Source organism: Enterobacter sp. BNK-34, assembly GCF_048684445.1.
Taxonomy (GTDB): Bacteria; Pseudomonadota; Gammaproteobacteria; order Enterobacterales; family Enterobacteriaceae; genus Enterobacter; species Enterobacter pseudoroggenkampii.
Window position 1 is genome coordinate 1568357 of the sequence record NZ_JBLQUA010000001.1, and the last position, 20894, is coordinate 1589250.

Here is a 20894-nt window from a genome sequence, read left to right on the forward strand (position 1 = left end):
TTGCTCTTTAAAAATCTGGATCAAGCTGAAAATTGAAACGACACATCTTTAAGGTGTGTTCGAGTCTCTCAAATTTTCGCAATCATGAAGTGAAACATCTTCGGGTTGTGAGGTTAAGCGACTAAGCGTACACGGTGGATGCCCTGGCAGTCAGAGGCGATGAAGGACGTGCTAATCTGCGAAAAGCGCCGGCGAGGTGATATGAACCTTTGACCCGGCGATGTCCGAATGGGGAAACCCAGTGTGTTTCGACACACTATCGTTAACTGAATACATAGGTTAACGAGGCGAACCGGGGGAACTGAAACATCTAAGTACCCCGAGGAAAAGAAATCAACCGAGATTCCCCCAGTAGCGGCGAGCGAACGGGGAGCAGCCCAGAGTCTGAATCAGCTTGTGTGTTAGTGGAAGCGTCTGGAAAGTCGCAGGGTACAGGGTGATACTCCCGTACACGAAAATGCACAGGTTGTGAACTCGAAGAGTAGGGCGGGACACGTGGTATCCTGTCTGAATATGGGGGGACCATCCTCCAAGGCTAAATACTCCTGACTGACCGATAGTGAACCAGTACCGTGAGGGAAAGGCGAAAAGAACCCCGGCGAGGGGAGTGAAAAAGAACCTGAAACCGTGTACGTACAAGCAGTGGGAGCACCTTCGTGGTGTGACTGCGTACCTTTTGTATAATGGGTCAGCGACTTATATTCTGTAGCAAGGTTAACCGTATAGGGGAGCCGAAGGGAAACCGAGTCTTAACTGGGCGTTAAGTTGCAGGGTATAGACCCGAAACCCGGTGATCTAGCCATGGGCAGGTTGAAGGTTGGGTAACACTAACTGGAGGACCGAACCGACTAATGTTGAAAAATTAGCGGATGACTTGTGGCTGGGGGTGAAAGGCCAATCAAACCGGGAGATAGCTGGTTCTCCCCGAAAGCTATTTAGGTAGCGCCTCGTGAACTCATCTTCGGGGGTAGAGCACTGTTTCGGCTAGGGGGCCATCCCGGCTTACCAACCCGATGCAAACTACGAATACCGAAGAATGTTATCACGGGAGACACACGGCGGGTGCTAACGTCCGTCGTGAAGAGGGAAACAACCCAGACCGCCAGCTAAGGTCCCAAAGTCATGGTTAAGTGGGAAACGATGTGGGAAGGCACAGACAGCCAGGATGTTGGCTTAGAAGCAGCCATCATTTAAAGAAAGCGTAATAGCTCACTGGTCGAGTCGGCCTGCGCGGAAGATGTAACGGGGCTAAACCATGCACCGAAGCTGCGGCAGCGACACTTAGGTGTTGTTGGGTAGGGGAGCGTTCTGTAAGCCGTTGAAGGTGTGCTGTGAGGCATGCTGGAGGTATCAGAAGTGCGAATGCTGACATAAGTAACGATAAAGCGGGTGAAAAGCCCGCTCGCCGGAAGACCAAGGGTTCCTGTCCAACGTTAATCGGGGCAGGGTGAGTCGACCCCTAAGGCGAGGCCGAAAGGCGTAGTCGATGGGAAACAGGTTAATATTCCTGTACTTGGTGTTACTGCGAAGGGGGGACGGAGAAGGCTATGTTAGCCGGGCGACGGTTGTCCCGGTTTAAGCATGTAGGCGGAGGTTCCAGGTAAATCCGGTACCTTTTAACGCTGAGGTGTGATGACGAGGCACTACGGTGCTGAAGTAACAAATGCCCTGCTTCCAGGAAAAGCCTCTAAGCATCAGGTAACATCAAATCGTACCCCAAACCGACACAGGTGGTCAGGTAGAGAATACCAAGGCGCTTGAGAGAACTCGGGTGAAGGAACTAGGCAAAATGGTGCCGTAACTTCGGGAGAAGGCACGCTGATATGTAGGTGAAGCCCCTGCGGGTGGAGCTGAAATCAGTCGAAGATACCAGCTGGCTGCAACTGTTTATTAAAAACACAGCACTGTGCAAACACGAAAGTGGACGTATACGGTGTGACGCCTGCCCGGTGCCGGAAGGTTAATTGATGGGGTTAGCGGCAACGCGAAGCTCTTGATCGAAGCCCCGGTAAACGGCGGCCGTAACTATAACGGTCCTAAGGTAGCGAAATTCCTTGTCGGGTAAGTTCCGACCTGCACGAATGGCGTAATGATGGCCAGGCTGTCTCCACCCGAGACTCAGTGAAATTGAACTCGCTGTGAAGATGCAGTGTACCCGCGGCAAGACGGAAAGACCCCGTGAACCTTTACTATAGCTTGACACTGAACACTGGTCCTTGATGTGTAGGATAGGTGGGAGGCTTTGAAGCGTGGACGCCAGTCTGCGTGGAGCCGTCCTTGAAATACCACCCTTTAATGGCTGGTGTTCTAACGTAGACCCGTAATCCGGGTTGCGGACAGTGTCTGGTGGGTAGTTTGACTGGGGCGGTCTCCTCCCAAAGAGTAACGGAGGAGCACGAAGGTTAGCTAATCCTGGTCGGACATCAGGAGGTTAGTGCAATGGCATAAGCTAGCTTGACTGCGAGAGTGACGGCTCGAGCAGGTGCGAAAGCAGGTCATAGTGATCCGGTGGTTCTGAATGGAAGGGCCATCGCTCAACGGATAAAAGGTACTCCGGGGATAACAGGCTGATACCGCCCAAGAGTTCATATCGACGGCGGTGTTTGGCACCTCGATGTCGGCTCATCACATCCTGGGGCTGAAGTAGGTCCCAAGGGTATGGCTGTTCGCCATTTAAAGTGGTACGCGAGCTGGGTTTAGAACGTCGTGAGACAGTTCGGTCCCTATCTGCCGTGGGCGCTGGAGAATTGAGGGGGGCTGCTCCTAGTACGAGAGGACCGGAGTGGACGCATCACTGGTGTTCGGGTTGTCATGCCAATGGCACTGCCCGGTAGCTAAATGCGGAAAAGATAAGTGCTGAAAGCATCTAAGCACGAAACTTGCCCCGAGATGAGTTCTCCCTGAGACTTTAAGTCTCCTGAAGGAACGTTGAAGACGACGACGTTGATAGGTCGGGTGTGTAAGCGCAGCGATGCGTTGAGCTAACCGATACTAATGAACCGTGAGGCTTAACCTTACAACGCCGAAGATGTTTTGGCGAAGAGACGAACAATCAAAATTCAGCCTTGATACAGATTAACAGAATTTGCCTGGCGGCTTTAGCGCGGTGGTCCCACCTGACCCCATGCCGAACTCAGAAGTGAAACGCCGTAGCGCCGATGGTAGTGTGGGGTCTCCCCATGTGAGAGTAGGGAACTGCCAGGCATCAATTAAGAAGAACCCCGTACCGTAAGGTGCGGGGTTTTTTGCTTTGCACGCCAGAAAACATGCCGGATGACGGCTTCGCCTTATCCGGCCTACAAAACCTGCAGGCCCGGTAAGCGCAGCGCCACCGGGCATGGCAGACCGCACGATCCCACGGTAAAAAGAAGCAAGAATACTAAAGAAGGGATTTATAAACGCAGAAAAGCAAAAACCCAGCCATAGGCTGGGTTCTTTAAATAGTGGTGCCCGGACTCGGAATCGAACCAAGGACACGGGGATTTTCAATCCCCTGCTCTACCGACTGAGCTATCCGGGCAACGGAGCGCATTAAACCGCAATCGCGCCTTATCGTCAACATTATTTCGGGAAAAGCTGTTCAATTGCTTAACTTTGCGGCAATCTGATGGTTTACGCGTCGAATAGGGCAAATTTAACAGGCTCGCTTACGTCAATGCCCCACCCATACGGCACTGAGCAAAGCGCAGAATATCTTCCGCCAGTCGGTGCGCCGTATCTACGTCGGCCTGGCTACGGTTCACCAGCATGCGGCTCAGGCAGCCCTCCAGCACCAGCTCCATCTGTTTCGCCACCATTGCCGGGTCATCCACTTCAAGACGGGTCAGCAGCTCGTGAGTGAAGTCATGCGCTGCCCGTTTTTGCTGATCCGCCAACTGGTGGACAGGATGGTCGGGATCGGGATAGAACGTACAGGCCGCAATAAACAGGCAACCCGGATAGCGATTGTTGCTGACACATTCCGTCAGGGCGGTATAGCGCGCCAGCAGCTTTTGTTCCGCAGTCAGCTCTTCATTCAGCATCAGCTGCCTGCGCCAGATATCAACCTGCTGGCTGAGATAGCGTAGAGCATCATAAACGAGCGCCTCTTTATCCGGCCAGAAGCGCTTAAGATCATCCAGGGGGTAATCGATACGGTCGGCTACCATCTCAAGCGTGGTGCTGGCGATCCCATAAATCTCAAGTAATTGCAGGGCTTGTCCCAGTACGTCTTCGCGTTGCACGGTTGTCTCCTCCGCTATTCCCAACGGTGTGTTACGTTTACAGTGTTGTTTACGGTTGGCGATTGCGCAAATGCGCGCTGAATGCCGCGGCATCCATAAAGCCGGTTACACGCTGTTCTGGCTGCTCCTGTCCCTGTTGATTGAAAAACAGGATGGTTGGCAGCCCGAGCACGTTAAGCTGCTTCAGTAGAGCCTTATCCTGCGCATTATTGGCGGTTACGTTCGCCTGGAGCAGAACAGTCTCTTTCAGGGCGTTTTGTACCTGAGGATCGCTAAAGGTGTATTTTTCAAACTCTTTGCAGGCGACGCACCAGTCGGCATAGAGATCGAGCATCACCGGCTTGCCTTTTGCCTGTGCGAGCGCGCTGTTGAGCTCATCAACGTTCTTAATCTGGATGAAGTTCAGATGCGCCTGCGTCTGGCCGACCGGCGAGCCGAACGCCCAGTCCTGAAGAGGACGCACGCTCACCAGCGCGGCGGCGAGCAGGAGGATTTGCACCAGGCGCATCCACGCTTTTTTGGCCCCCAGACTGACGATAAACGCCCAGGAGAAGAACGCTACGCCGAGCATCGCCCAGAGGCGAGAGCCCCATACGTCACCCGTAATGCGTTCCAGCAGGAACACCGGCAGCGCCAGAATCACAAAACCAAACGCGGTTTTCACCGTCTCCATCCACGGGCCGCTCTTCGGCAGCAGGCGGTTGCCGAAAACCGTGACCAGAATCAGCGGCAGGCCCATGCCCAGCGCGTAAAGGTACAGCGTACCGCCGCCAAGCCACAGATTGCCGCTCTGGGCGATATAGAGCAGGATGGCGCTCAGCGGTGCGGTGGTGCAAGGGGAACAAATTAAACCAGCGATGGCACCCATCGCGAATACCCCACCCGCCGAGCCACCCTGCTGGCGATTACTCATTAGCGTTAAGCGAGTTTGCAGAGACGACGGTAACTGCAGGGTAAACAGGCCGAACATCGACAGAGCCAGCAGGATAAACACCACCGACAAGCCAATAAGGACGTAAGGATGCTGCAGTGCGGCCTGGAACTGTAACCCGGCAGCGGCAACCACAAGGCCAAGGGCTGTGTAGGTCAACGCCATGCCCTGCACATAAATAAAGGCCAACAGCAGGGCGCGGGCGGTGGAAAGCCGTTGCTTACCGCCCAGCACGATGCCAGAGATGAGCGGATACATCGGCAGCACGCACGGCGTAAAGGCAATGCCGATACCGATCAGCAAGGCCCACAGCGCGGAGAACGGAAGGTCTGACGCAGCTTCACTTTTACCGCTCTCCCCAGAGGGGAGAGGGGAGAAAGCGGCGGCAGCCTTAACTTCGCTGAGCGGAACGACCTTCGTTTCAGGCGGATAGCAGAATCCCGCGTCCGCGCACCCCTGATAGGTCACCGTCAGGGTCGCACCTTTATCCGCCTGATTCACCGTAACAGGCACGCTCAGGCGCTGGCGGTAGATTTCACTCTTGCCGTAGAACTCGTCCTCATGCCACTCACCAGAGGGCATCTGTAAAGCGCCCACGCTGGCCTGAGCAGGTGTAATGCTTACCTGCTTGCGATAGAGGTAATAACCCTCTTTCACCTGCCAGTTGAGCGTAAGGTCATGCTGGTTTTGCTGAAAATCGAAAACGAAAGCCTGGCCGGCAGGGATGAAGTTCGAACGGCCGGGCGCGTCAAACAACCCGGCAAATACTGATGTGCTGCACAGCAGCAGGATCAGCGTAAGGAAGCGTTGAGCCATGAGAGATAGTCGTTATCGCCATGAACCACTGGCAGGACCAGCAGCTCCGGGGTTTGGTAAGGATGATGAGATTTGAGGCAGTCCAGGAGTGCCTGCTGATTCGCCAGATTGGTTTTGAGCAACATCTGGACTTCGTACTCTTGCTCCAGCTTACCTTCCCAATAGTAAAGAGAGGTCGCGCCGGGGAGGAGCGTGACGCAGGCTGCCAGTTTTTCGGCCAGCACTTTGGCGGCGAGATCCTGGGCAGAGGCTTCATCAGGGGCGGTACACAGTACGACAACGGCATCAGGCGTGTTCACAAGTCGACCTCCTCATCACGAAAGGTTTCACTATATCACGCAAGGCGGTTGGTCATTAATGAAACGGGCCGCAGAGCGGCCCGATTTTAACTATTTTTACAACCGGGAACGGTTTACAGCACCACGCCACCGATGATAAAGCCGAGGATCACGCAGAGTGAAATGGCGACCACGCCCGGGATCAGGAACGCATGGTTAAACACATACTTACCGATACGGGTTGAGCCGGTGTCGTCCATCTCAACGGCCGCCAGCAAGGTTGGGTAGGTAGGCAGCACGAACAGGGCAGAAACAGCAGCAAACGAGGCGATAGCGGTTAACGGGGTGACGCCCAGCATCAGAGCCGCAGGCATCAGCGCTTTGGTGGTCGCTGCCTGAGAGTAAAGCAGGGTAGCCGCAAAGAACAGCACGACCGCCAGCAGCCATGGGTAGTTATGCAGCAGGTCGCCTGCTACGGTCTGAATGTCGCTAATGTGCGCTTTCACGAAGGTATCACCGAGCCACGCCACACCCAGCACGCACACGCAGGCGCTCATACCGGATTTGAAGGTGCTGGCGTTCAGCACTTCGCTGGTGTCAATTTTACAGGTGATGCTAATCAGCGTTGCGATGGTCAGCATGAACACCACAATCGCTTCGTTACGCGGCAGGACCGGGTTCTGGATCAGACCCACGGTATCGCTGATGGCGGTCGCATAGAACATGACGGCGACAATCCCAATCAGGAACAGCAGCACGGAGCGTTTCGCATGTGGCTTCAGTTCGAAGACCTGGCTGCCGCGCAGGCTCACTTCACCTTTTGCCAGACGCTCCTGATAAACCGGGTCGTCTTTCAGTTCAGCGCCGAGGAAGTTGCACAGCACAGCGGTAATCATCACCGCAATCAGCGTCACCGGGATACAGATCGCCAGCAGCGTCAGGTAGCTCACGCCCATCGGCTCCAGGATACCGGCGAAGAAGACCACCGCCGCGGAAATCGGCGAGGCGGTAATGGCGATCTGGGACGCGACGACCGCAATAGAGAGCGGACGAGACGGACGGATACCCTGTTCTTTCGCCACTTCGGTAATCACCGGTAACGTGGAGAAAGCGGTGTGGCCAGTACCGGCGAGAATGGTCATAAACCAGGTCACCAGCGGAGCAAGGAAGGTAATGTATTTAGGGTGGCGGCGTAGCATGCGTTCCGCCAGGCTTACCAGGTAGTCCATACCGCCTGCCACCTGCATGGCGGCAATAGCGGCAATAACAGCCATGATGATTTCGATAACGTCGAACGGGATAGCGCCGGGTTTAATCTGAAAGATAAGGGTAAGAACGAGCACTCCAAGACCGCCGGCAAAACCGATGCCGATACCCCCGAGTCGTGCTCCCAAATAAATCGCCAACAAGACGATGACGAGTTCTGCTCCAAACATAAGGACCTGCCTTGCTTATTAACAAGTTGATATTGAATTGTTGTATTTTGGTAACGCCTAAAAAGAAAAAAGGCACGTCACAAGTGACGTGCCTTAAGAAGCCTAGCCTGAACGGTTACTGTTCGCTTTCATCGGTATATCGTTTCGCTTTATATGCCGGGTGCATCAGGTTTTGGGCCGAGAAGATATCGTCCAGCTCGGCTTCGGTCAACAGCCCGCGCTCCAGCACCACTTCACGCACGCTCTTACCGGTTTCGGCACAAATCTTACCGACGATGTCGCCGTTGTGGTGGCCGATGAACGGGTTGAGGTAGGTGACGATCCCGATGGAGTTATAGACATAACCTTCACAGACTTCTTTATTCGCCGTGATGCCGTTAATGCATTTTTCCAGCAGGTTGTAGCAGGCATTGGTCAGAATGTGGATAGATTCAAACATCGCCTGGCCAATTACCGGCTCCATCACGTTCAGCTGCAGCTGACCCGCTTCAGAGGCCATGGTTACGGTCGTATCGTTACCGATGACTTTAAAGCAAACCTGATTCACTACTTCTGGCACGACCGGGTTCACCTTGGCCGGCATGATGGATGAACCCGCCTGCAGTTCTGGCAGGTTGATTTCATTCAGGCCAGCGCGCGGACCGGAAGAGAGCAGGCGCAGGTCATTACAGATTTTGGACAGTTTCACCGCCAGACGTTTCAGCGCGCTGTGTACCATGACGTAGGCGCCGCAGTCGGAGGTCGCTTCAATCAGGTCTTCTGCAGGCACAACCGGCAGGTTGGACACTTCAGCCAGCTTCTGTACCGCCAGTTGCTGATAGCCATCCGGGGTGTTCAGACGCGTACCGATAGCGGTGGCGCCCAGGTTCACTTCCAGCAGCAGCTCGGAGGTACGCAGCAGGTTTTTGGTCTCTTCGTTCAGCAGTACGTTAAACGCGTGGAATTCCTGACCGAGGGTCATCGGCACCGCATCCTGCAGCTGGGTACGACCCATTTTCAGAATGTCCTGGAACTCAACCGCTTTACGCTGGAAGCCATCGCCCAGCTGGTTGATCGCATCCACCAGTTTCACCACGGAGGCATACACCGCAATACGGAAGCCGGTTGGGTAGGCGTCGTTGGTGGACTGGCATTTGTTGACGTGGTCGTTCGGGTTCAGGTACTGGTATTCACCTTTCTGGTGACCCATCAGCTCCAGGCCAATGTTTGCCAGTACTTCGTTGGTATTCATGTTGACGGAGGTGCCCGCGCCGCCCTGATAGACGTCAACCGGGAACTGATCCATGCATTTGCCGTTGTTCAGCACTTCATCGCAGGCCGCGATAATCGCATTTGCCGCGCTTTTAGGAATGGTTTGCAGCTCTTTGTTGGCCAGGGCTGCGGCTTTCTTCACCATCACCATGCCACGAACAAACTCAGGGATGTCACTGATTTTGCTGTTGCTGATGTAGAAGTTTTCAATCGCTCTCAGAGTGTGGACACCGTAGTAGGCATCCGCTGGAACTTCCCTGGTACCCAACAAGTCTTCTTCGATACGAATGTTGTTTAACATGTGAACCTTCTTTTCAAGCTGCCGATGGATTGTACTAAACACACAGTATTTATGTGGTTTTGAATATTTTCTGGCCGACGATTATTCCCTCAATCAGCCAGATGCTCGAGATCATATGCTGATGATAGCGAATTGCCGTAAGCTGGATCACTTATTATCGAGCCGATTCCATGATAATTATTAATCTGTGAAATGGGTCACCGCTTTAATATTTCCAAAAAAAATATCCGTGCAAACTGATTGAATTTTCGCTAACCGTCACCATCTCATACAAACGCGCGTCGCGAACACATTCAGACAGGGGCCTGATAGCCTCTGCCACACAGGAGATGCCAGTGCGCTGGATACCGTTTATTGCTTTCTTTCTCTATGTTTACATTGAGATTTCCATTTTCATCCAGGTTGCCCATGTGCTGGGCGTCCTGCTGACGTTGATTCTGGTGATTTTCACCTCCGTCATCGGCATGTCGCTGGTGCGTAATCAGGGTTTCAAAAATTTCCTGTTAATGCAGGAGAAGATGGCCGCAGGCGAAAGCCCGGCAGCGGAGATGATCAAAAGCGTATCGCTGATTATTGCGGGGCTGCTGCTGATCCTGCCGGGGTTCTTCACCGACTTCCTCGGCCTTCTGTTGCTTCTGCCGCCGGTGCAAAAGCACCTGACCATGAAGCTGCTGCCGCATCTGCGCTTTAACCGTATGCCTGGCGGTGGGTTCAGCACCGGGCCAGGCGATACCTTTGAAGGGGAATATCAGCGTAAAGATGAACAGCACGACCGTTTAGACCATAAAGACGATCGGTGATAGATTTGCCCGGTGGCGCTTCGCTTACCGGGCGCTACTGGTGCGCATCGCGCTTCGGTAAAAACAGCCACAGTCCTGCCAGCATGACAATCGCGTACAGACTCTTCCATCCCACCATCGCCAGCAACAGCAGGCAAAGCCCACCCCCGATGACCGCCAGTGTTTTATAGCGACCTTGCAGCAAACGACATCCCGCCAGCATGCACAGCAGGTAGATCATAATGAAAATACCGTTGGCGTAGACGATCAGCGCGTCCAGATTGATCTTCAGTGCGTAAATACACAGCGTGCTCAATACGCAGCAGCCCAGCACGGCATTCAGGGCATTCAGCGGAAGCTGGCGTTTAGACAGGCGCGCGAGGCGATTTTCAGGTTTGTCGAGCGCCTGCGACCACACCAGCCGGGCAAAGCTCTGGATATAAATATTCAGGCTGGCAAAACAGGCCAGATAGCCGATGACGCAGGCGATCCACAGCGCCTTCACACCGAACAGATTAACCACGATACCCGGCAGCGATGCCGCGGCGGCGAGATCCGCACCGAACGCGTGGAAGTGCAACACCAGCACGGTACACGCCCAGTAGACCGTGCCTGCCAGCAGCAGGCCTATCATCAGCGCCCGGGGGAAATCGCGCTCAGGCTGCTTAAATTCAGAGGCAAGATGGGCAAAGGCTTCCAGACCCACAAAACACCAGAACATGACGGAGAGCGCGGCGAAAAGCTGTGAATGATCGACGTCTGTCACCGCCGGGAAGGGAATTTCCTTGATTGTGATATCGCCCGCCCACCAGATAGCGGCAACGAGCGCGACAATCAGCACCGCAACCAGCGTCTGCAGGTTGGCGCTGGAGCGGGCCCCGCGAGAGCCTACCCACCAGACGATAGCCAGCGTGCCCAGTTCTGCCAGCAACAGCTGCTCGTTATGCCAGCCAAACAGCGCCTGACCAAAGCCGGTCGCAATGTGCAGCGCCGCAGGAAGGCCAACCGGAATGACGGAGAGAAACAGCCAGCCGGTGACACGCTGCAGCCGCGGCCCAAAGGCCAGGCCGACAAAGTGCGCCACGCCGCCCGCGCTGGGGAAATGCCGCCCCAGGATGGCAAACACAATGGCTATCGGGAAAACCAGTACAATCAGCGCTGGCCACGCCCACAGGCTATTATTTCCCGCGACCAGCGCCGCCAGTGCCGGTACGGCAAACACGCCCGTACCTAACAAGGAGGTTGAGAGCAGGCCAACGCCCTGCGCCAGCCCTAACTCCTGCTTGAGTCCACTCATTGACATCGCCCTGCCAGTACCAAAAGAGAGGCGATGGTAACACTTTCGCAAATTTTTTTTTCAACTCCCCCTTGAAGGGGTAAAAAGCTATCCCCATCTCTCAGGGCACTAGTCGGAAAACCGCTTGCGGGCCGGCGTCATCCATAACTGATAATGACTTTCTCAAAGGAGAGCTATCAATGAGTATTCGTCCGTTACATGATCGTGTGATCGTCAAACGTAAAGAAGTTGAAACCAAGTCTGCTGGCGGCATCGTTCTGACCGGTTCTGCAGCAGCCAAATCAACGCGTGGCGAAATCATCGCTGTCGGTAAGGGCCGCATCCTGGAAAACGGAACTGTGCAGCCGCTGGACGTTAAAGTTGGTGACATCGTAATTTTCAACGATGGCTACGGCGTGAAATCCGAGAAGATCGACAATGAAGAAGTGTTGATCATGTCCGAGAGCGACATTCTGGCAATTGTTGAAGCGTAATTTACGCACGAGAATTTGAGGAAATAAGAACATGGCAGCTAAAGACGTAAAATTCGGTAACGACGCTCGTGTAAAAATGCTCCGCGGCGTAAACGTACTGGCAGATGCAGTTAAAGTGACCCTGGGCCCGAAAGGCCGTAACGTAGTGCTGGATAAATCCTTCGGCGCGCCAACCATCACCAAAGATGGTGTTTCTGTAGCACGTGAAATCGAGCTGGAAGACAAGTTCGAAAACATGGGCGCGCAGATGGTGAAAGAAGTTGCCTCTAAAGCGAACGACGCTGCAGGCGACGGTACCACCACCGCGACCGTTCTGGCGCAGGCTATCATCACTGAAGGTCTGAAAGCCGTTGCTGCGGGCATGAACCCAATGGATCTGAAACGTGGTATCGACAAAGCTGTCGCCTCCGCTGTTGAAGAACTGAAAGCGCTGTCCGTACCGTGCTCTGACTCTAAAGCCATTGCTCAGGTTGGTACCATCTCCGCTAACTCCGACGAAACCGTAGGTAAACTGATCGCAGAAGCGATGGATAAAGTCGGTAAAGAAGGCGTGATCACCGTTGAAGACGGTACCGGTCTGGAAGACGAACTGGACGTGGTTGAAGGTATGCAGTTCGACCGCGGTTACCTGTCCCCATACTTCATCAACAAGCCAGAGACTGGCGCTGTTGAGCTGGAAAGCCCGTTCATCCTGCTGGCTGACAAGAAAATCTCCAACATCCGCGAAATGCTGCCAGTGCTGGAAGCCGTTGCTAAAGCAGGCAAACCGCTGGTTATCATCGCTGAAGACGTTGAAGGCGAAGCGCTGGCAACTCTGGTGGTTAACACCATGCGCGGCATCGTGAAAGTGGCTGCTGTTAAAGCACCTGGCTTCGGCGATCGCCGTAAAGCGATGCTGCAGGATATCGCTACTCTGACCGGCGGTACCGTGATCTCTGAAGAGATCGGTATGGAGCTGGAAAAAGCGACCCTGGAAGACCTGGGCCAGGCGAAACGCGTTGTGATCAACAAAGACACCACCACCATCATCGATGGCGTGGGTGAAGAAGCCGCTATTCAGGGCCGCGTGGGTCAGATCCGTAAGCAGATCGAAGAAGCGACTTCCGATTACGACCGTGAAAAACTGCAGGAGCGCGTAGCGAAACTGGCTGGCGGCGTTGCGGTAATTAAAGTCGGTGCGGCGACCGAAGTTGAAATGAAAGAGAAAAAAGCACGCGTTGACGATGCCCTGCACGCGACCCGTGCTGCGGTAGAAGAAGGCGTGGTTGCGGGTGGTGGCGTTGCGCTGGTGCGCGTGGCCGCTAAACTGGCTGGCCTGACCGCTCAGAACGAAGATCAGAACGTGGGTATCAAAGTTGCGCTGCGCGCAATGGAAGCGCCTCTGCGTCAGATCGTGTCCAACGCCGGTGAAGAGCCATCTGTTGTGGCGAACAACGTTAAAGCGGGCGAAGGTAACTACGGTTACAACGCTGCAACCGAAGAATACGGCAACATGATCGACTTCGGTATCCTGGACCCAACTAAAGTAACCCGTTCTGCTTTGCAGTATGCGGCCTCTGTTGCTGGTCTGATGATCACCACCGAGTGCATGGTGACCGACCTGCCAAAAGGCGATGCACCTGACTTAGGTGCTGCTGGTATGGGCGGCATGGGCGGAATGGGCGGCATGATGTAATCGTGCGCTCTACGTCGTAGAATGTGAAAAACCCCCGGGCAGAAATGCTCGGGGGTTTTTCTTTTGGTCATCTTTTAGGTATAAGATTTACACACGGACAACTACTGTCCAGCTTATTGAAAACGAGGAATAACATGCGCGTAAAAGTCTGTGCAGGGATTGTAGGGGCAGCATTGCTGCTGGCGGGTTGTAGCTCCAGCAATGAGCTGTCGGCAGCGGGCCAGGGCGTTCGCTTTGTGGAAGATAAGCCTGGCAGTGAATGCCAGCTGTTAGGTACGGCAACCGGTGAGCAAAGCAACTGGATGTCTGGTCAGCATGGCGAAGAAGGTGGCTCTATGCGCGGTGCGGCGAATGCCCTGCGTAACCAGGCTGCGGCAATGGGTGGCAACGTGATTTACGGCGTGAGCAGCCCAACGCAGAGTATGCTGTCCAGCTTCGTCCCGACCGCCAGCCAGATGAGCGGCCAGGTCTACAAGTGCCCGAACTGATTGCCTTTTTCCCTCTCCCTGTGGGAGAGGGTTAGGGTGAGGGGAAACTAGTGCTGCCGCAGCTGCAAATCCAGCGGCGTCTTGCTCGGCTCTCCGCCAATCTCGCGTGCCAGCTTCGGCACCATATAGCCTGAAACCAGCGTTAACAGTTCGCGCATAATCTGCCGGGCTTCTTCGTCCGTCACCATGAAATGGGCCGCGCCCTGAACGCGATCCAGCACGTGCAGGTAATAGGGCATCACGCCCGCATCAAACAGGGCATTGCTCAGATCGGCCAGCACGCGGGCGCTGTCATTGACTCCGCGCAGCAGCACGCTCTGGTTCAGCAGCGTCACGCCCGCTTTACGCAGTCGCGCCATCGCCGCGCGAAACGCATCGTCAATTTCGTTCGCGTGGTTAATATGGTTCACCAGCAGCACCTGCAATCGGGACTGCTCCAGGCGTGACACCAGGCCGTCCGTGATACGTGCCGGAATAACAATCGGTAAACGGCTGTGAATGCGCAGGCGCTTAATGTGCGGGATGGCTTCAAGCTGAGTCAGCAGCCAGTCCAGCTCATGATCTTTTGCCATCAGCGGGTCGCCGCCGGAAAAAATAATCTCATCCAGCTCCGGATGGGCGGCGATATAGTCCAGCGCGACCTGCCAGTTGCGTTTATTGCCCTGGTTTTCGGCATAAGGGAAGTGCCGACGGAAGCAATAACGACAATTTACCGCACAGCCGCCTTTTACCAGCAGCAGGGCGCGGTTGAGATATTTGTGCAGTAAACCGGGCACCACGCTGTTCTGCTCTTCCAGCGGATCGGTGCTATAACCCGGCGCGGTGACAAACTCATCCTGCGAAGTAAGCGTTTGTTTTAATAGCGGATCGTCGGGATTGCCTTTCTCCATCCGCGCCACAAACGCGCGGGGAACGCGCAGGGCGAATAGGCGCTTTGCCTCGCGGCCTGCAAGCAACTCTGGGTGCTGATCGAGGTCTAAAAGACGCAGCAATTCATCAGGACTGGTGATTACATCGGCAAGTTGCGATAACCAATCTTCTCTGGACGGGGTGTTTAGGGTTACAATATGCGCCATTTTGTGGCTTAGCTACCAGTTAACAAATTTAGAGGGCCTTATGGCAACGTACTATAGCAACGATTTTCGTGCTGGTCTTAAAATCATGATGGACGGCGAACCGTACGCGGTTGAAGCCAGCGAATTCGTTAAACCAGGTAAAGGCCAGGCATTCGCACGCGTTAAGCTGCGCCGTCTGCTGACCGGTACCCGTGTTGAGAAAACCTTCAAGTCTACTGACTCCGCTGAAGGCGCTGATGTTGTTGATATGAACCTGACCTATCTGTACAACGACGGTGAGTTCTATCATTTCATGAACAACTCCACTTTCGAACAGCTGTCTGCTGATGAGAAAGCGGTAGGTGACAGCGCTAAATGGCTGCTGGATCAGGCTGAGTGCATCGTGACCCTGTGGAACGGCCAGCCTATCGCTGTGACCCCACCAAACTTCGTAGAACTGGAAATCGTTGAAACCGATCCAGGTCTGAAAGGTGATACCGCAGGTACCGGCGGTAAACCAGCCAAACTGTCTACCGGCGCCGTGGTTAAAGTGCCACTGTTCGTACAGACTGGCGAAGTGATCAAAGTGGATACCCGCTCCGGCGAATACGTATCCCGCGTGAAGTAATTTACGTATGATTGAAGGCGCAGCGCCCGCTGCGCCTGATTCTTGCAGGCAGGGATGATGAAACGTACCGTTAAAATTCTGCTTCTGTTAGCGCTTTCCTGCGCATTGCTTTCCGGCTGTAACACCACGCGTGGAATGGGACAAGACATCCAGGATCTCGGCCATATCATTTCTCACGCCGCCAGCTAAGTTCGTCTAATTTTCCTAAAAATGCGTCCTTTTCCGTCAACCGGCGGGATCTTGTCTATTCTTAAGTTGCTATACACAAAACAACTTTGGCTATAAAAGGAAGATATTATGGTTAAGAAGACAATTGCAGCGATCTTTTCAGTCCTGGTACTTTCTTCAGTGTTAACGGCCTGTAATACCACGCGTGGCGTCGGTCAGGATATTTCTGAAGGTGGTAGCGCAATCTCTGGTGCAGCAACAAAAGCTCAGCAGTAATGAATAAACGGTACGGGACCAGCCGGGTTTCGTACCGTCAGCTTTCCGATTCCTGCAGGGATAAAAACGGAGAAAAACGCGTATCCATATGCAATTTCATGCGGATATTGCGTTTATAGGTATAGACCGTTTTTCCGTTGATACTCAGGTTAGCGGCAATTTTTTGATTGCTCGCGCCGTCCATCCACAATGTCAGCACTTTCTCTTCCTGCCGGGTCAGCAAGGGGGCCGCCGCCGCTGGCCTTTCTGCGCATGAGCGCGAGATCAATGCGTCGTTGATAACCGTTGCCACTTCTTCGAGACTGGCGTTTTTCAACAACGACGACCACACCGGGAACTGTCCGAGCCAGTCTGTCATGCCGCTGTCCTCTCCCGATTGCAGCAAAATAAACGGTAAGCGTTCACTGGCGTTAAGCAGGGACGAGAGCTGCTGAAAATGGTGAATGTCCTGCCTGAAGCCGTACAGGTCAGCAATAACCAGCGTAGGTTTCCATTGCAGAATGTGTTCTCTGGCAAGAAACAGATTATTCAGCCCGGTCACAACGTAGTGTCCCGGGAACAAACCGGAATGATTGAGCCATGCTTCAAACCCCGTGCGGGTGAAGTGACAACGGTCAATCAAAAGAATTTTGAACATATTTTATTCGCAGTCGGCTAGTGGTTTGGCTTCCTGCCATCAGAAAGCACATCATCATAGAGAAGTCGGATGAGTGCTAAAAGCCGGAACTCCGCGCCATACTGCGGCTATTTCTTGCCTTAACGTGTTCAGCAAAAAATGATTGAAAAAAAATAGCACGCTAACCACAATAGGTGGCGTAATCTCTGCCTTACGGGACGACCCGTAAGCGTTTCTTTCACCGGGGACGGCCCCAACTTGTATTAAGTTAAGGAGCCTGACATGTCCTGGATCATTCTTTTTATTGCTGGCCTGCTCGAAGTGGTATGGGCGATTGGTCTCAAGTACACCCACGGATTTACCCGCCTGACGCCCAGCGTCATTACCGTTACCGCCATGATAGTCAGTATCGTTCTGTTATCCTGGGCGATGCGCTCTCTGCCTGTGGGAACGGCTTATGCCGTCTGGACGGGTATTGGCGCGGTGGGTGCCGCTATCACCGGCATTTTGCTGCTGGGAGAGTCAGCGAGTCTGGCGCGTATCGCCAGCCTCGCCTTGATTGTGGCCGGGATCGTTGGGCTGAAGCTCAGCACCCATTAATGGGGTTGTTTCACCCAGATAAGTTTTGACACATCAAACCCTTGCCGGGTCGCGACGTCCAGCATCTGCTGCTTCATTTCTGGTGAAAGTGTTGGCGTGCGGGAAAGTATCCATAGATAGTCGCGATCCGGCCCGCAGACCAGCGCGTGACGGTACTCTCTGTCGAGCGCGATCACGTTATAGCCGCCATAAAATGGGCCAAAGAACGAGACTTTAAGCGCGGCCCGCCGCGGGTCGCCCGTGAAGTACGCTTTCCCAATCGACTGTTGCCACATCTCCCGGTCGGGGTTATAGCCCCGGTTGATCACCTGAATACCGCCATCATCCATCGGGCTGTAATTCGCAGTGACCTTCTCTAAGCCCTGCTCAAACCGGTGGTCGAGGCGCGCGATTTCATACCATGTTCCAAGGAAGCGTTGTGCATCAAAAGGCGTGACGACGGTAACGCCAGGCGGTGGGGTAGGGGAACTGCAGGCAACCACTAAAAACGCGGCTGTCACCGCGGCAATAACAGGCAAAATGCGCATAGAAGTTTCCTTACTGTTTTTTGTTAAGTGTAGATGACGGCAAGGAAAATGTGGTTTTTGTACGGCGTCACACCGTGGATTTTGTAGGCCGGGTAAGGCGAAGCCGCCACCCGGCAATGTTTTACTGCAGCGCGTCGAGGATGCGGTATGCCGCATCAACGCGTGCAGGGTTCGGATAGCTTTTATTTGCCAGCATCACAATGCCGAGCTGCTTTTCAGGTATAAAGGCCACGTAGCTGCCAAATCCGCCGGTAGAGCCTGTTTTATGAACCCAGGAGGCCTTAACCGGCGGTGCCGGAGGATTTACTTCTCTCGCAGGCAACGGTGCCAGCGCCACCTTATTGTCGCTACCTTCAACTACGGTTTTGGCATCGACCGGCCAGTTAAGCATTTCCCAGCCTAACCCCTGATACATGGCCCCCACGCGCCAGTAGCGAGACTGCGCCAGGGCAATGCCTTGCCTGAGTGAAGTATCCTGAAGGGAGTCAGGCTTCATGTTCACCATCACCCAGCTCGCCATATCCTTCACGTTAGTTTTTACGCCATAGGCTTCCGCGTCGAGCATGCCTGGCGAAACGTGGACCGCTTTACCGTCACGGTATCCCCAGGCGTAATGCGCCTCTTCCGCTTTCGGAACGTTAATCCACGTATGGTTCAGCTTGAGCGGCTTAAAGACCCGCGCCGTTATGGCCTGCTCATAACTCATGCCGGAAGGTTTGACCGCCAGCGCGCCAAAAAGACCAATGCTGGTATTAGCATAAAGACGCGTGGTGCCCGGCTTCCACTGCGGCTGCCAGTTTTGATAAAAGCGCAGCAGAGAGGCGTTATCCGTGACCTCATCCAGTACCTGTAACGGCAGACCGCCTGCGGTATAGGTTGCCAGATCCAGCATGCGAATCCCCTGCCACTGCTTGCCCGTCAGCTCAGGCCAGTACTTTGTCGCCGGATCGCCGAGCGATATTTCACCGCGAGCAATGGCATCGCCACCCAGTACGCCGGTGAAGGTTTTACTTATAGAGCCCAGTTCGAACAAGGTTTGTGGGGTGACAGGTTTGTTTGCCGCAACATCGGCTTTACCGAAGGTAAAGTAGTGCGGCTGACCCTGATAAATCACCGCCACCGCCATACCCGGGATGGCCTGCGCTTTCATCAACGGCGTAACGGTACGTTCCACCACCTCAGCCAGCTGTTTTTCTGACATCGGTGCAGCCAATACTGAGAAGGAGGCGCTGAGCAGCAGGGCACAGCTTAGGGATTTTTTCATCATCAGTTATCTTCCGTAATAGCGGTTCAAGGGAGTGTCCGGGCCCGTCAGACCGCTGTAGTCTGTTGGATTTGACTATGGCTGACAAACGGTTAAATTTAGCATTAGCTGTTAATTTTTCTAACGGACGAGACTATGACGCGCAGCTATCTTCCTCTTAATTCCCTGCGGGCGTTTGAAGCTGCTGCCAGGCACCTCAGTTTTACGCATGCCGCTATCGAGCTGAACGTCACCCATTCCGCGATTAGCCAGCACGTAAAGGCGCTGGAGCAGCACCTTAATTGCCAGCTGTTTGTCCGCGTTTCGCGCGGGCTGATGTTGACCACCGAAGGCGAGAATTTGCTGCCGGTGCTGAATGACTCGTTCGATCGTATCGCCGGAATGTTGGATCGCTTTGCCAGCCAGCGTGCTCAGGAGAAGCTCAAAATAGGTGTGGTAGGGACCTTTGCCACGGGTGTTTTATTCTCAGAGCTCGCGGACTTTCGCCGCTGCTATCCGCATATTGATCTTCAGCTTTCCACCCATAACAATCGCGTCGATCCGGCGGCTGAAGGGCTTGATTACACCATTCGCTACGGTGGCGGCGCGTGGCATGGAACCGATGCTGAATTTCTTTGCGCCGCGCCGCTGTCTGCGCTCTGTACACCCGATATTGCCTCTTGCCTGAAAAGCCCGGCAGATATCCTGAAGTTTACCCTGCTGCGCTCCTACCGACGCGACGAGTGGGCTGCGTGGATGCAGGCAGCGGGTGAACATCCTCCCTCGCCGACGCACCGGGTGATGGTGTTTGACTCGTCCGTGACCATGCTGGAAGCGGCTCAGGCAGGCGTCGGGATTGCCATTGCGCCTGTCGACATGTTTACCCATTTACTCAGCAGCGAGCGCATCGTGCAGCCGTTTGCAACGCAGATTGACCTCGGCAGCTACTGGCTGACAAGACTACAGTCACGGACAGAAACGCCCGCAATGCGCGAGTTTGCTCAGTGGCTGGTGGGGAAGATGCAGAAATAAAAGGCCCGCCGGATGGCGGGCCTGAAGCGTCAGATGGTGACCACGGCAATCAGCGTCACCACGGTCAGGATGGTCGCCAGACCGTAGAACACCCATTTACCGCTCGGGACATGGATTTTCAGGTCATGCATCGCATGGTGAATACGGTGCAGACCACACCACAGCGGCAGGACGATCATCAGGAAGATGAACACGCGACCGATAAAGCTGCCCGCGAAAGCCAGTACGCGCTCGTAGCTCAGCGCATCGCCCGGGAACAGCCCCAGCGGCAGCATAATGCCGACCAGCAGGATGATGACGGGGGCGATGATGGCACTCCACATGCCGCCTGCGCCAAACAGGCCCCAGAAGACCGGCTCGTCAGAACGTTTTGGATTTGGATTGATCACAGGTGTCTCCTTACCAGAACAGTGCGACAAACAGAATGACCACAGTGACCAGAATCGTCACCGCCCAGAGCCCTTTAATCACCGGCTCTGGCCCCATTTTTTCGTCTTTAACGATGATGTTCGCCGCTTTTGGCGCCAGTTCAAACCAGGTTTTGGTATGAAGCAGCGCGGCCGCGAGCACGATCAGGTTCAGCACAACGATGATCGGGTTTTGCAGAAAACCGACAAAGTTGGCCCAGGTTTCCGGACCGTGCTTGAGGGCAAAAACGCCGTACATCAGCTCAAGGCTGAACCAGACCGCCGGTACCGCCGTGCCTTCACGCAGCATATAGAAGCGATAAAACGGCAGGTTTTTCCACCAGGTGGACGGCATTGGCCGCACATAGGCTTTGCGTTTAGTCGTCATCATGCA

21 protein-coding genes, 1 tRNA gene and 2 rRNA genes are annotated in these 20894 nt (G+C 54.4%); 11 read left to right on the forward strand and 13 right to left on the reverse strand.

Features of this window, described 5'->3' with window-relative positions; translation table 11 throughout:
- The first annotated feature begins 111 nt into the window (after window positions 1-111).
- Together ACMGG5_RS07690 and rrf are read left to right on the forward strand one after the other, a co-directional pair.
- Window positions 112-3016: ribosomal RNA gene (locus ACMGG5_RS07690) — 23S ribosomal RNA — on the forward strand.
- Between the two features lie 72 nt (window positions 3017-3088).
- Window positions 3089-3204: ribosomal RNA gene (gene rrf / locus ACMGG5_RS07695) — 5S ribosomal RNA — on the forward strand.
- Window positions 3205-3444: 240 nt separating this feature from the next.
- On the opposite strand, the gene ACMGG5_RS07700 is transcribed toward rrf, so the two are convergent.
- The 6 genes from ACMGG5_RS07700 to aspA form a co-directional block, all read right to left on the reverse strand.
- Window positions 3445-3520, reverse strand: a tRNA-Phe gene (locus ACMGG5_RS07700).
- 127 nt (window positions 3521-3647) lie between these two features.
- Window positions 3648-4223: a transcriptional regulator gene (locus ACMGG5_RS07705; RefSeq protein ID WP_021240733.1), complete on the reverse strand. Its 576-nt coding sequence runs from the start codon at window positions 4221-4223 to the stop codon at window positions 3648-3650.
- 49 nt (window positions 4224-4272) lie between these two features.
- The gene (locus ACMGG5_RS07710) at window positions 4273-5970 is read right to left on the reverse strand and encodes a protein-disulfide reductase DsbD (RefSeq protein WP_420277678.1); all 1698 of its coding nucleotides are present in this window, start codon (window positions 5968-5970) and stop codon (window positions 4273-4275) included.
- The gene (gene cutA / locus ACMGG5_RS07715) at window positions 5946-6269 is read right to left on the reverse strand and encodes a divalent cation tolerance protein CutA (protein WP_014168278.1); all 324 of its coding nucleotides are present in this window, start codon (window positions 6267-6269) and stop codon (window positions 5946-5948) included. Before cutA ends, ACMGG5_RS07710 begins: the two co-directional genes overlap by 25 nt.
- Window positions 6270-6382: 113 nt before the next feature.
- Complete coding sequence (locus tag ACMGG5_RS07720; RefSeq protein ID WP_024907357.1) at window positions 6383-7684, reverse strand: anaerobic C4-dicarboxylate transporter; 1302 nt, start codon at window positions 7682-7684, stop codon at window positions 6383-6385.
- Between the two features lie 115 nt (window positions 7685-7799).
- Window positions 7800-9236: an aspartate ammonia-lyase gene (aspA, locus tag ACMGG5_RS07725; RefSeq protein WP_003855923.1), complete on the reverse strand. Its 1437-nt coding sequence runs from the start codon at window positions 9234-9236 to the stop codon at window positions 7800-7802.
- Window positions 9237-9571: 335 nt separating this feature from the next.
- On the opposite strand from aspA, the gene ACMGG5_RS07730 reads away from it, so the two are divergent.
- On the forward strand, window positions 9572-10036 hold the full coding sequence (locus ACMGG5_RS07730; RefSeq protein ID WP_024907356.1) for an FxsA family protein: 465 nt from the start codon (window positions 9572-9574) through the stop codon (window positions 10034-10036).
- Between the two features lie 34 nt (window positions 10037-10070).
- Here the strand turns inward: ACMGG5_RS07730 and yjeH are convergent, their stop codons facing one another.
- Entirely contained in the window at window positions 10071-11312 is a 1242-nt protein-coding gene (gene yjeH, locus ACMGG5_RS07735; protein WP_024907355.1) for an L-methionine/branched-chain amino acid transporter, read from the reverse strand.
- A 179-nt stretch (window positions 11313-11491) separates the two neighbouring features.
- Here yjeH and ACMGG5_RS07740 point away from each other — a divergent pair, with 179 nt between their 5' ends.
- From ACMGG5_RS07740 to ACMGG5_RS07750, 3 genes are all read left to right on the forward strand, one after another.
- A complete protein-coding gene (locus tag ACMGG5_RS07740) occupies window positions 11492-11785 on the forward strand; it encodes a co-chaperone GroES (protein ID WP_003855929.1) in 294 nt (97 codons plus the stop codon).
- Window positions 11786-11816: 31 nt separating this feature from the next.
- Window positions 11817-13460, forward strand: a complete 1644-nt coding sequence (gene groL / locus ACMGG5_RS07745) for a chaperonin GroEL (RefSeq protein ID WP_023310114.1) — start codon at window positions 11817-11819, stop codon at window positions 13458-13460.
- Between the two features lie 134 nt (window positions 13461-13594).
- Entirely contained in the window at window positions 13595-13948 is a 354-nt protein-coding gene (locus tag ACMGG5_RS07750; protein WP_024907354.1) for a DUF4156 domain-containing protein, read from the forward strand.
- A 47-nt stretch (window positions 13949-13995) separates the two neighbouring features.
- Here the strand turns inward: ACMGG5_RS07750 and epmB are convergent, their stop codons facing one another.
- On the reverse strand, window positions 13996-15024 hold the full coding sequence (epmB, locus tag ACMGG5_RS07755; RefSeq protein ID WP_049123429.1) for an EF-P beta-lysylation protein EpmB: 1029 nt from the start codon (window positions 15022-15024) through the stop codon (window positions 13996-13998).
- A 40-nt stretch (window positions 15025-15064) separates the two neighbouring features.
- Between epmB and efp the strand changes: the two genes are divergently transcribed.
- From efp to ecnB, 3 genes are all read left to right on the forward strand, one after another.
- Window positions 15065-15631, forward strand: coding sequence for an elongation factor P (gene efp, locus ACMGG5_RS07760; RefSeq protein ID WP_010427766.1), 567 nt, complete (start codon window positions 15065-15067; stop codon window positions 15629-15631).
- 57 nt (window positions 15632-15688) lie between these two features.
- A complete protein-coding gene (locus ACMGG5_RS07765; protein ID WP_048990206.1) occupies window positions 15689-15820 on the forward strand; it encodes an entericidin A/B family lipoprotein in 132 nt (43 codons plus the stop codon).
- Window positions 15821-15928: 108 nt separating this feature from the next.
- On the forward strand, window positions 15929-16075 hold the full coding sequence (gene ecnB, locus ACMGG5_RS07770) for a lipoprotein toxin entericidin B (RefSeq protein ID WP_003025482.1): 147 nt from the start codon (window positions 15929-15931) through the stop codon (window positions 16073-16075).
- 37 nt (window positions 16076-16112) lie between these two features.
- Here ecnB and ACMGG5_RS07775 read toward each other — a convergent pair whose 3' ends face one another.
- The gene (locus tag ACMGG5_RS07775) at window positions 16113-16712 is read right to left on the reverse strand and encodes a helix-turn-helix transcriptional regulator (protein ID WP_420277679.1); all 600 of its coding nucleotides are present in this window, start codon (window positions 16710-16712) and stop codon (window positions 16113-16115) included.
- 261 nt (window positions 16713-16973) lie between these two features.
- Between ACMGG5_RS07775 and sugE the strand changes: the two genes are divergently transcribed.
- Window positions 16974-17291: a quaternary ammonium compound efflux SMR transporter SugE gene (gene sugE / locus ACMGG5_RS07780; RefSeq protein ID WP_008502938.1), complete on the forward strand. Its 318-nt coding sequence runs from the start codon at window positions 16974-16976 to the stop codon at window positions 17289-17291.
- Here the strand turns inward: sugE and ACMGG5_RS07785 are convergent.
- Both ACMGG5_RS07785 and blaACT read right to left on the reverse strand, forming a co-directional pair.
- Window positions 17288-17818, reverse strand: coding sequence for a lipocalin family protein (locus ACMGG5_RS07785; protein WP_024907350.1), 531 nt, complete (start codon window positions 17816-17818; stop codon window positions 17288-17290). The genes sugE and ACMGG5_RS07785 overlap by 4 nt on opposite strands.
- A gap of 121 nt (window positions 17819-17939) precedes the next feature.
- Window positions 17940-19085, reverse strand: coding sequence for an ACT family cephalosporin-hydrolyzing class C beta-lactamase (gene blaACT / locus ACMGG5_RS07790; protein ID WP_420277680.1), 1146 nt, complete (start codon window positions 19083-19085; stop codon window positions 17940-17942).
- 132 nt (window positions 19086-19217) lie between these two features.
- On the opposite strand from blaACT, the gene ampR reads away from it, so the two are divergent.
- Entirely contained in the window at window positions 19218-20093 is an 876-nt protein-coding gene (gene ampR, locus ACMGG5_RS07795) for a LysR family transcriptional regulator AmpR (RefSeq protein WP_024907348.1), read from the forward strand.
- A gap of 29 nt (window positions 20094-20122) precedes the next feature.
- On the opposite strand, the gene frdD is transcribed toward ampR, so the two are convergent.
- Complete coding sequence (gene frdD, locus ACMGG5_RS07800; RefSeq protein WP_013095272.1) at window positions 20123-20482, reverse strand: fumarate reductase subunit FrdD; 360 nt, start codon at window positions 20480-20482, stop codon at window positions 20123-20125.
- A gap of 10 nt (window positions 20483-20492) precedes the next feature.
- A complete protein-coding gene (gene frdC / locus ACMGG5_RS07805) occupies window positions 20493-20888 on the reverse strand; it encodes a fumarate reductase subunit FrdC (RefSeq protein WP_024907347.1) in 396 nt (131 codons plus the stop codon).
- Window positions 20889-20894 lie beyond the last annotated feature (6 nt).

Coding starts and splice junctions, on each gene's coding strand:
- ACMGG5_RS07710 (WP_420277678.1), bottom strand. CDS start 5,970: ATGGCTCAACGCTTCCTTACGCTGATCCTGCTGCTGTGCAGCACATCA.
- ACMGG5_RS07740 (WP_003855929.1), top strand. CDS start 11,492: ATGAGTATTCGTCCGTTACATGATCGTGTGATCGTCAAACGTAAAGAA.
- ACMGG5_RS07750 (WP_024907354.1), top strand. CDS start 13,595: ATGCGCGTAAAAGTCTGTGCAGGGATTGTAGGGGCAGCATTGCTGCTG.
- aspA (WP_003855923.1), bottom strand. CDS start 9,236: ATGTTAAACAACATTCGTATCGAAGAAGACTTGTTGGGTACCAGGGAA.
- ACMGG5_RS07785 (WP_024907350.1), bottom strand. CDS start 17,818: ATGCGCATTTTGCCTGTTATTGCCGCGGTGACAGCCGCGTTTTTAGTG.
- groL (WP_023310114.1), top strand. CDS start 11,817: ATGGCAGCTAAAGACGTAAAATTCGGTAACGACGCTCGTGTAAAAATG.
- ACMGG5_RS07720 (WP_024907357.1), bottom strand. CDS start 7,684: ATGTTTGGAGCAGAACTCGTCATCGTCTTGTTGGCGATTTATTTGGGA.
- blaACT (WP_420277680.1), bottom strand. CDS start 19,085: ATGATGAAAAAATCCCTAAGCTGTGCCCTGCTGCTCAGCGCCTCCTTC.
- ACMGG5_RS07775 (WP_420277679.1), bottom strand. CDS start 16,712: ATGTTCAAAATTCTTTTGATTGACCGTTGTCACTTCACCCGCACGGGG.
- epmB (WP_049123429.1), bottom strand. CDS start 15,024: ATGGCGCATATTGTAACCCTAAACACCCCGTCCAGAGAAGATTGGTTA.
- frdC (WP_024907347.1), bottom strand. CDS start 20,888: ATGACGACTAAACGCAAAGCCTATGTGCGGCCAATGCCGTCCACCTGG.
- ACMGG5_RS07765 (WP_048990206.1), top strand. CDS start 15,689: ATGAAACGTACCGTTAAAATTCTGCTTCTGTTAGCGCTTTCCTGCGCA.
- ecnB (WP_003025482.1), top strand. CDS start 15,929: ATGGTTAAGAAGACAATTGCAGCGATCTTTTCAGTCCTGGTACTTTCT.
- yjeH (WP_024907355.1), bottom strand. CDS start 11,312: ATGAGTGGACTCAAGCAGGAGTTAGGGCTGGCGCAGGGCGTTGGCCTG.
- ampR (WP_024907348.1), top strand. CDS start 19,218: ATGACGCGCAGCTATCTTCCTCTTAATTCCCTGCGGGCGTTTGAAGCT.
- efp (WP_010427766.1), top strand. CDS start 15,065: ATGGCAACGTACTATAGCAACGATTTTCGTGCTGGTCTTAAAATCATG.
- sugE (WP_008502938.1), top strand. CDS start 16,974: ATGTCCTGGATCATTCTTTTTATTGCTGGCCTGCTCGAAGTGGTATGG.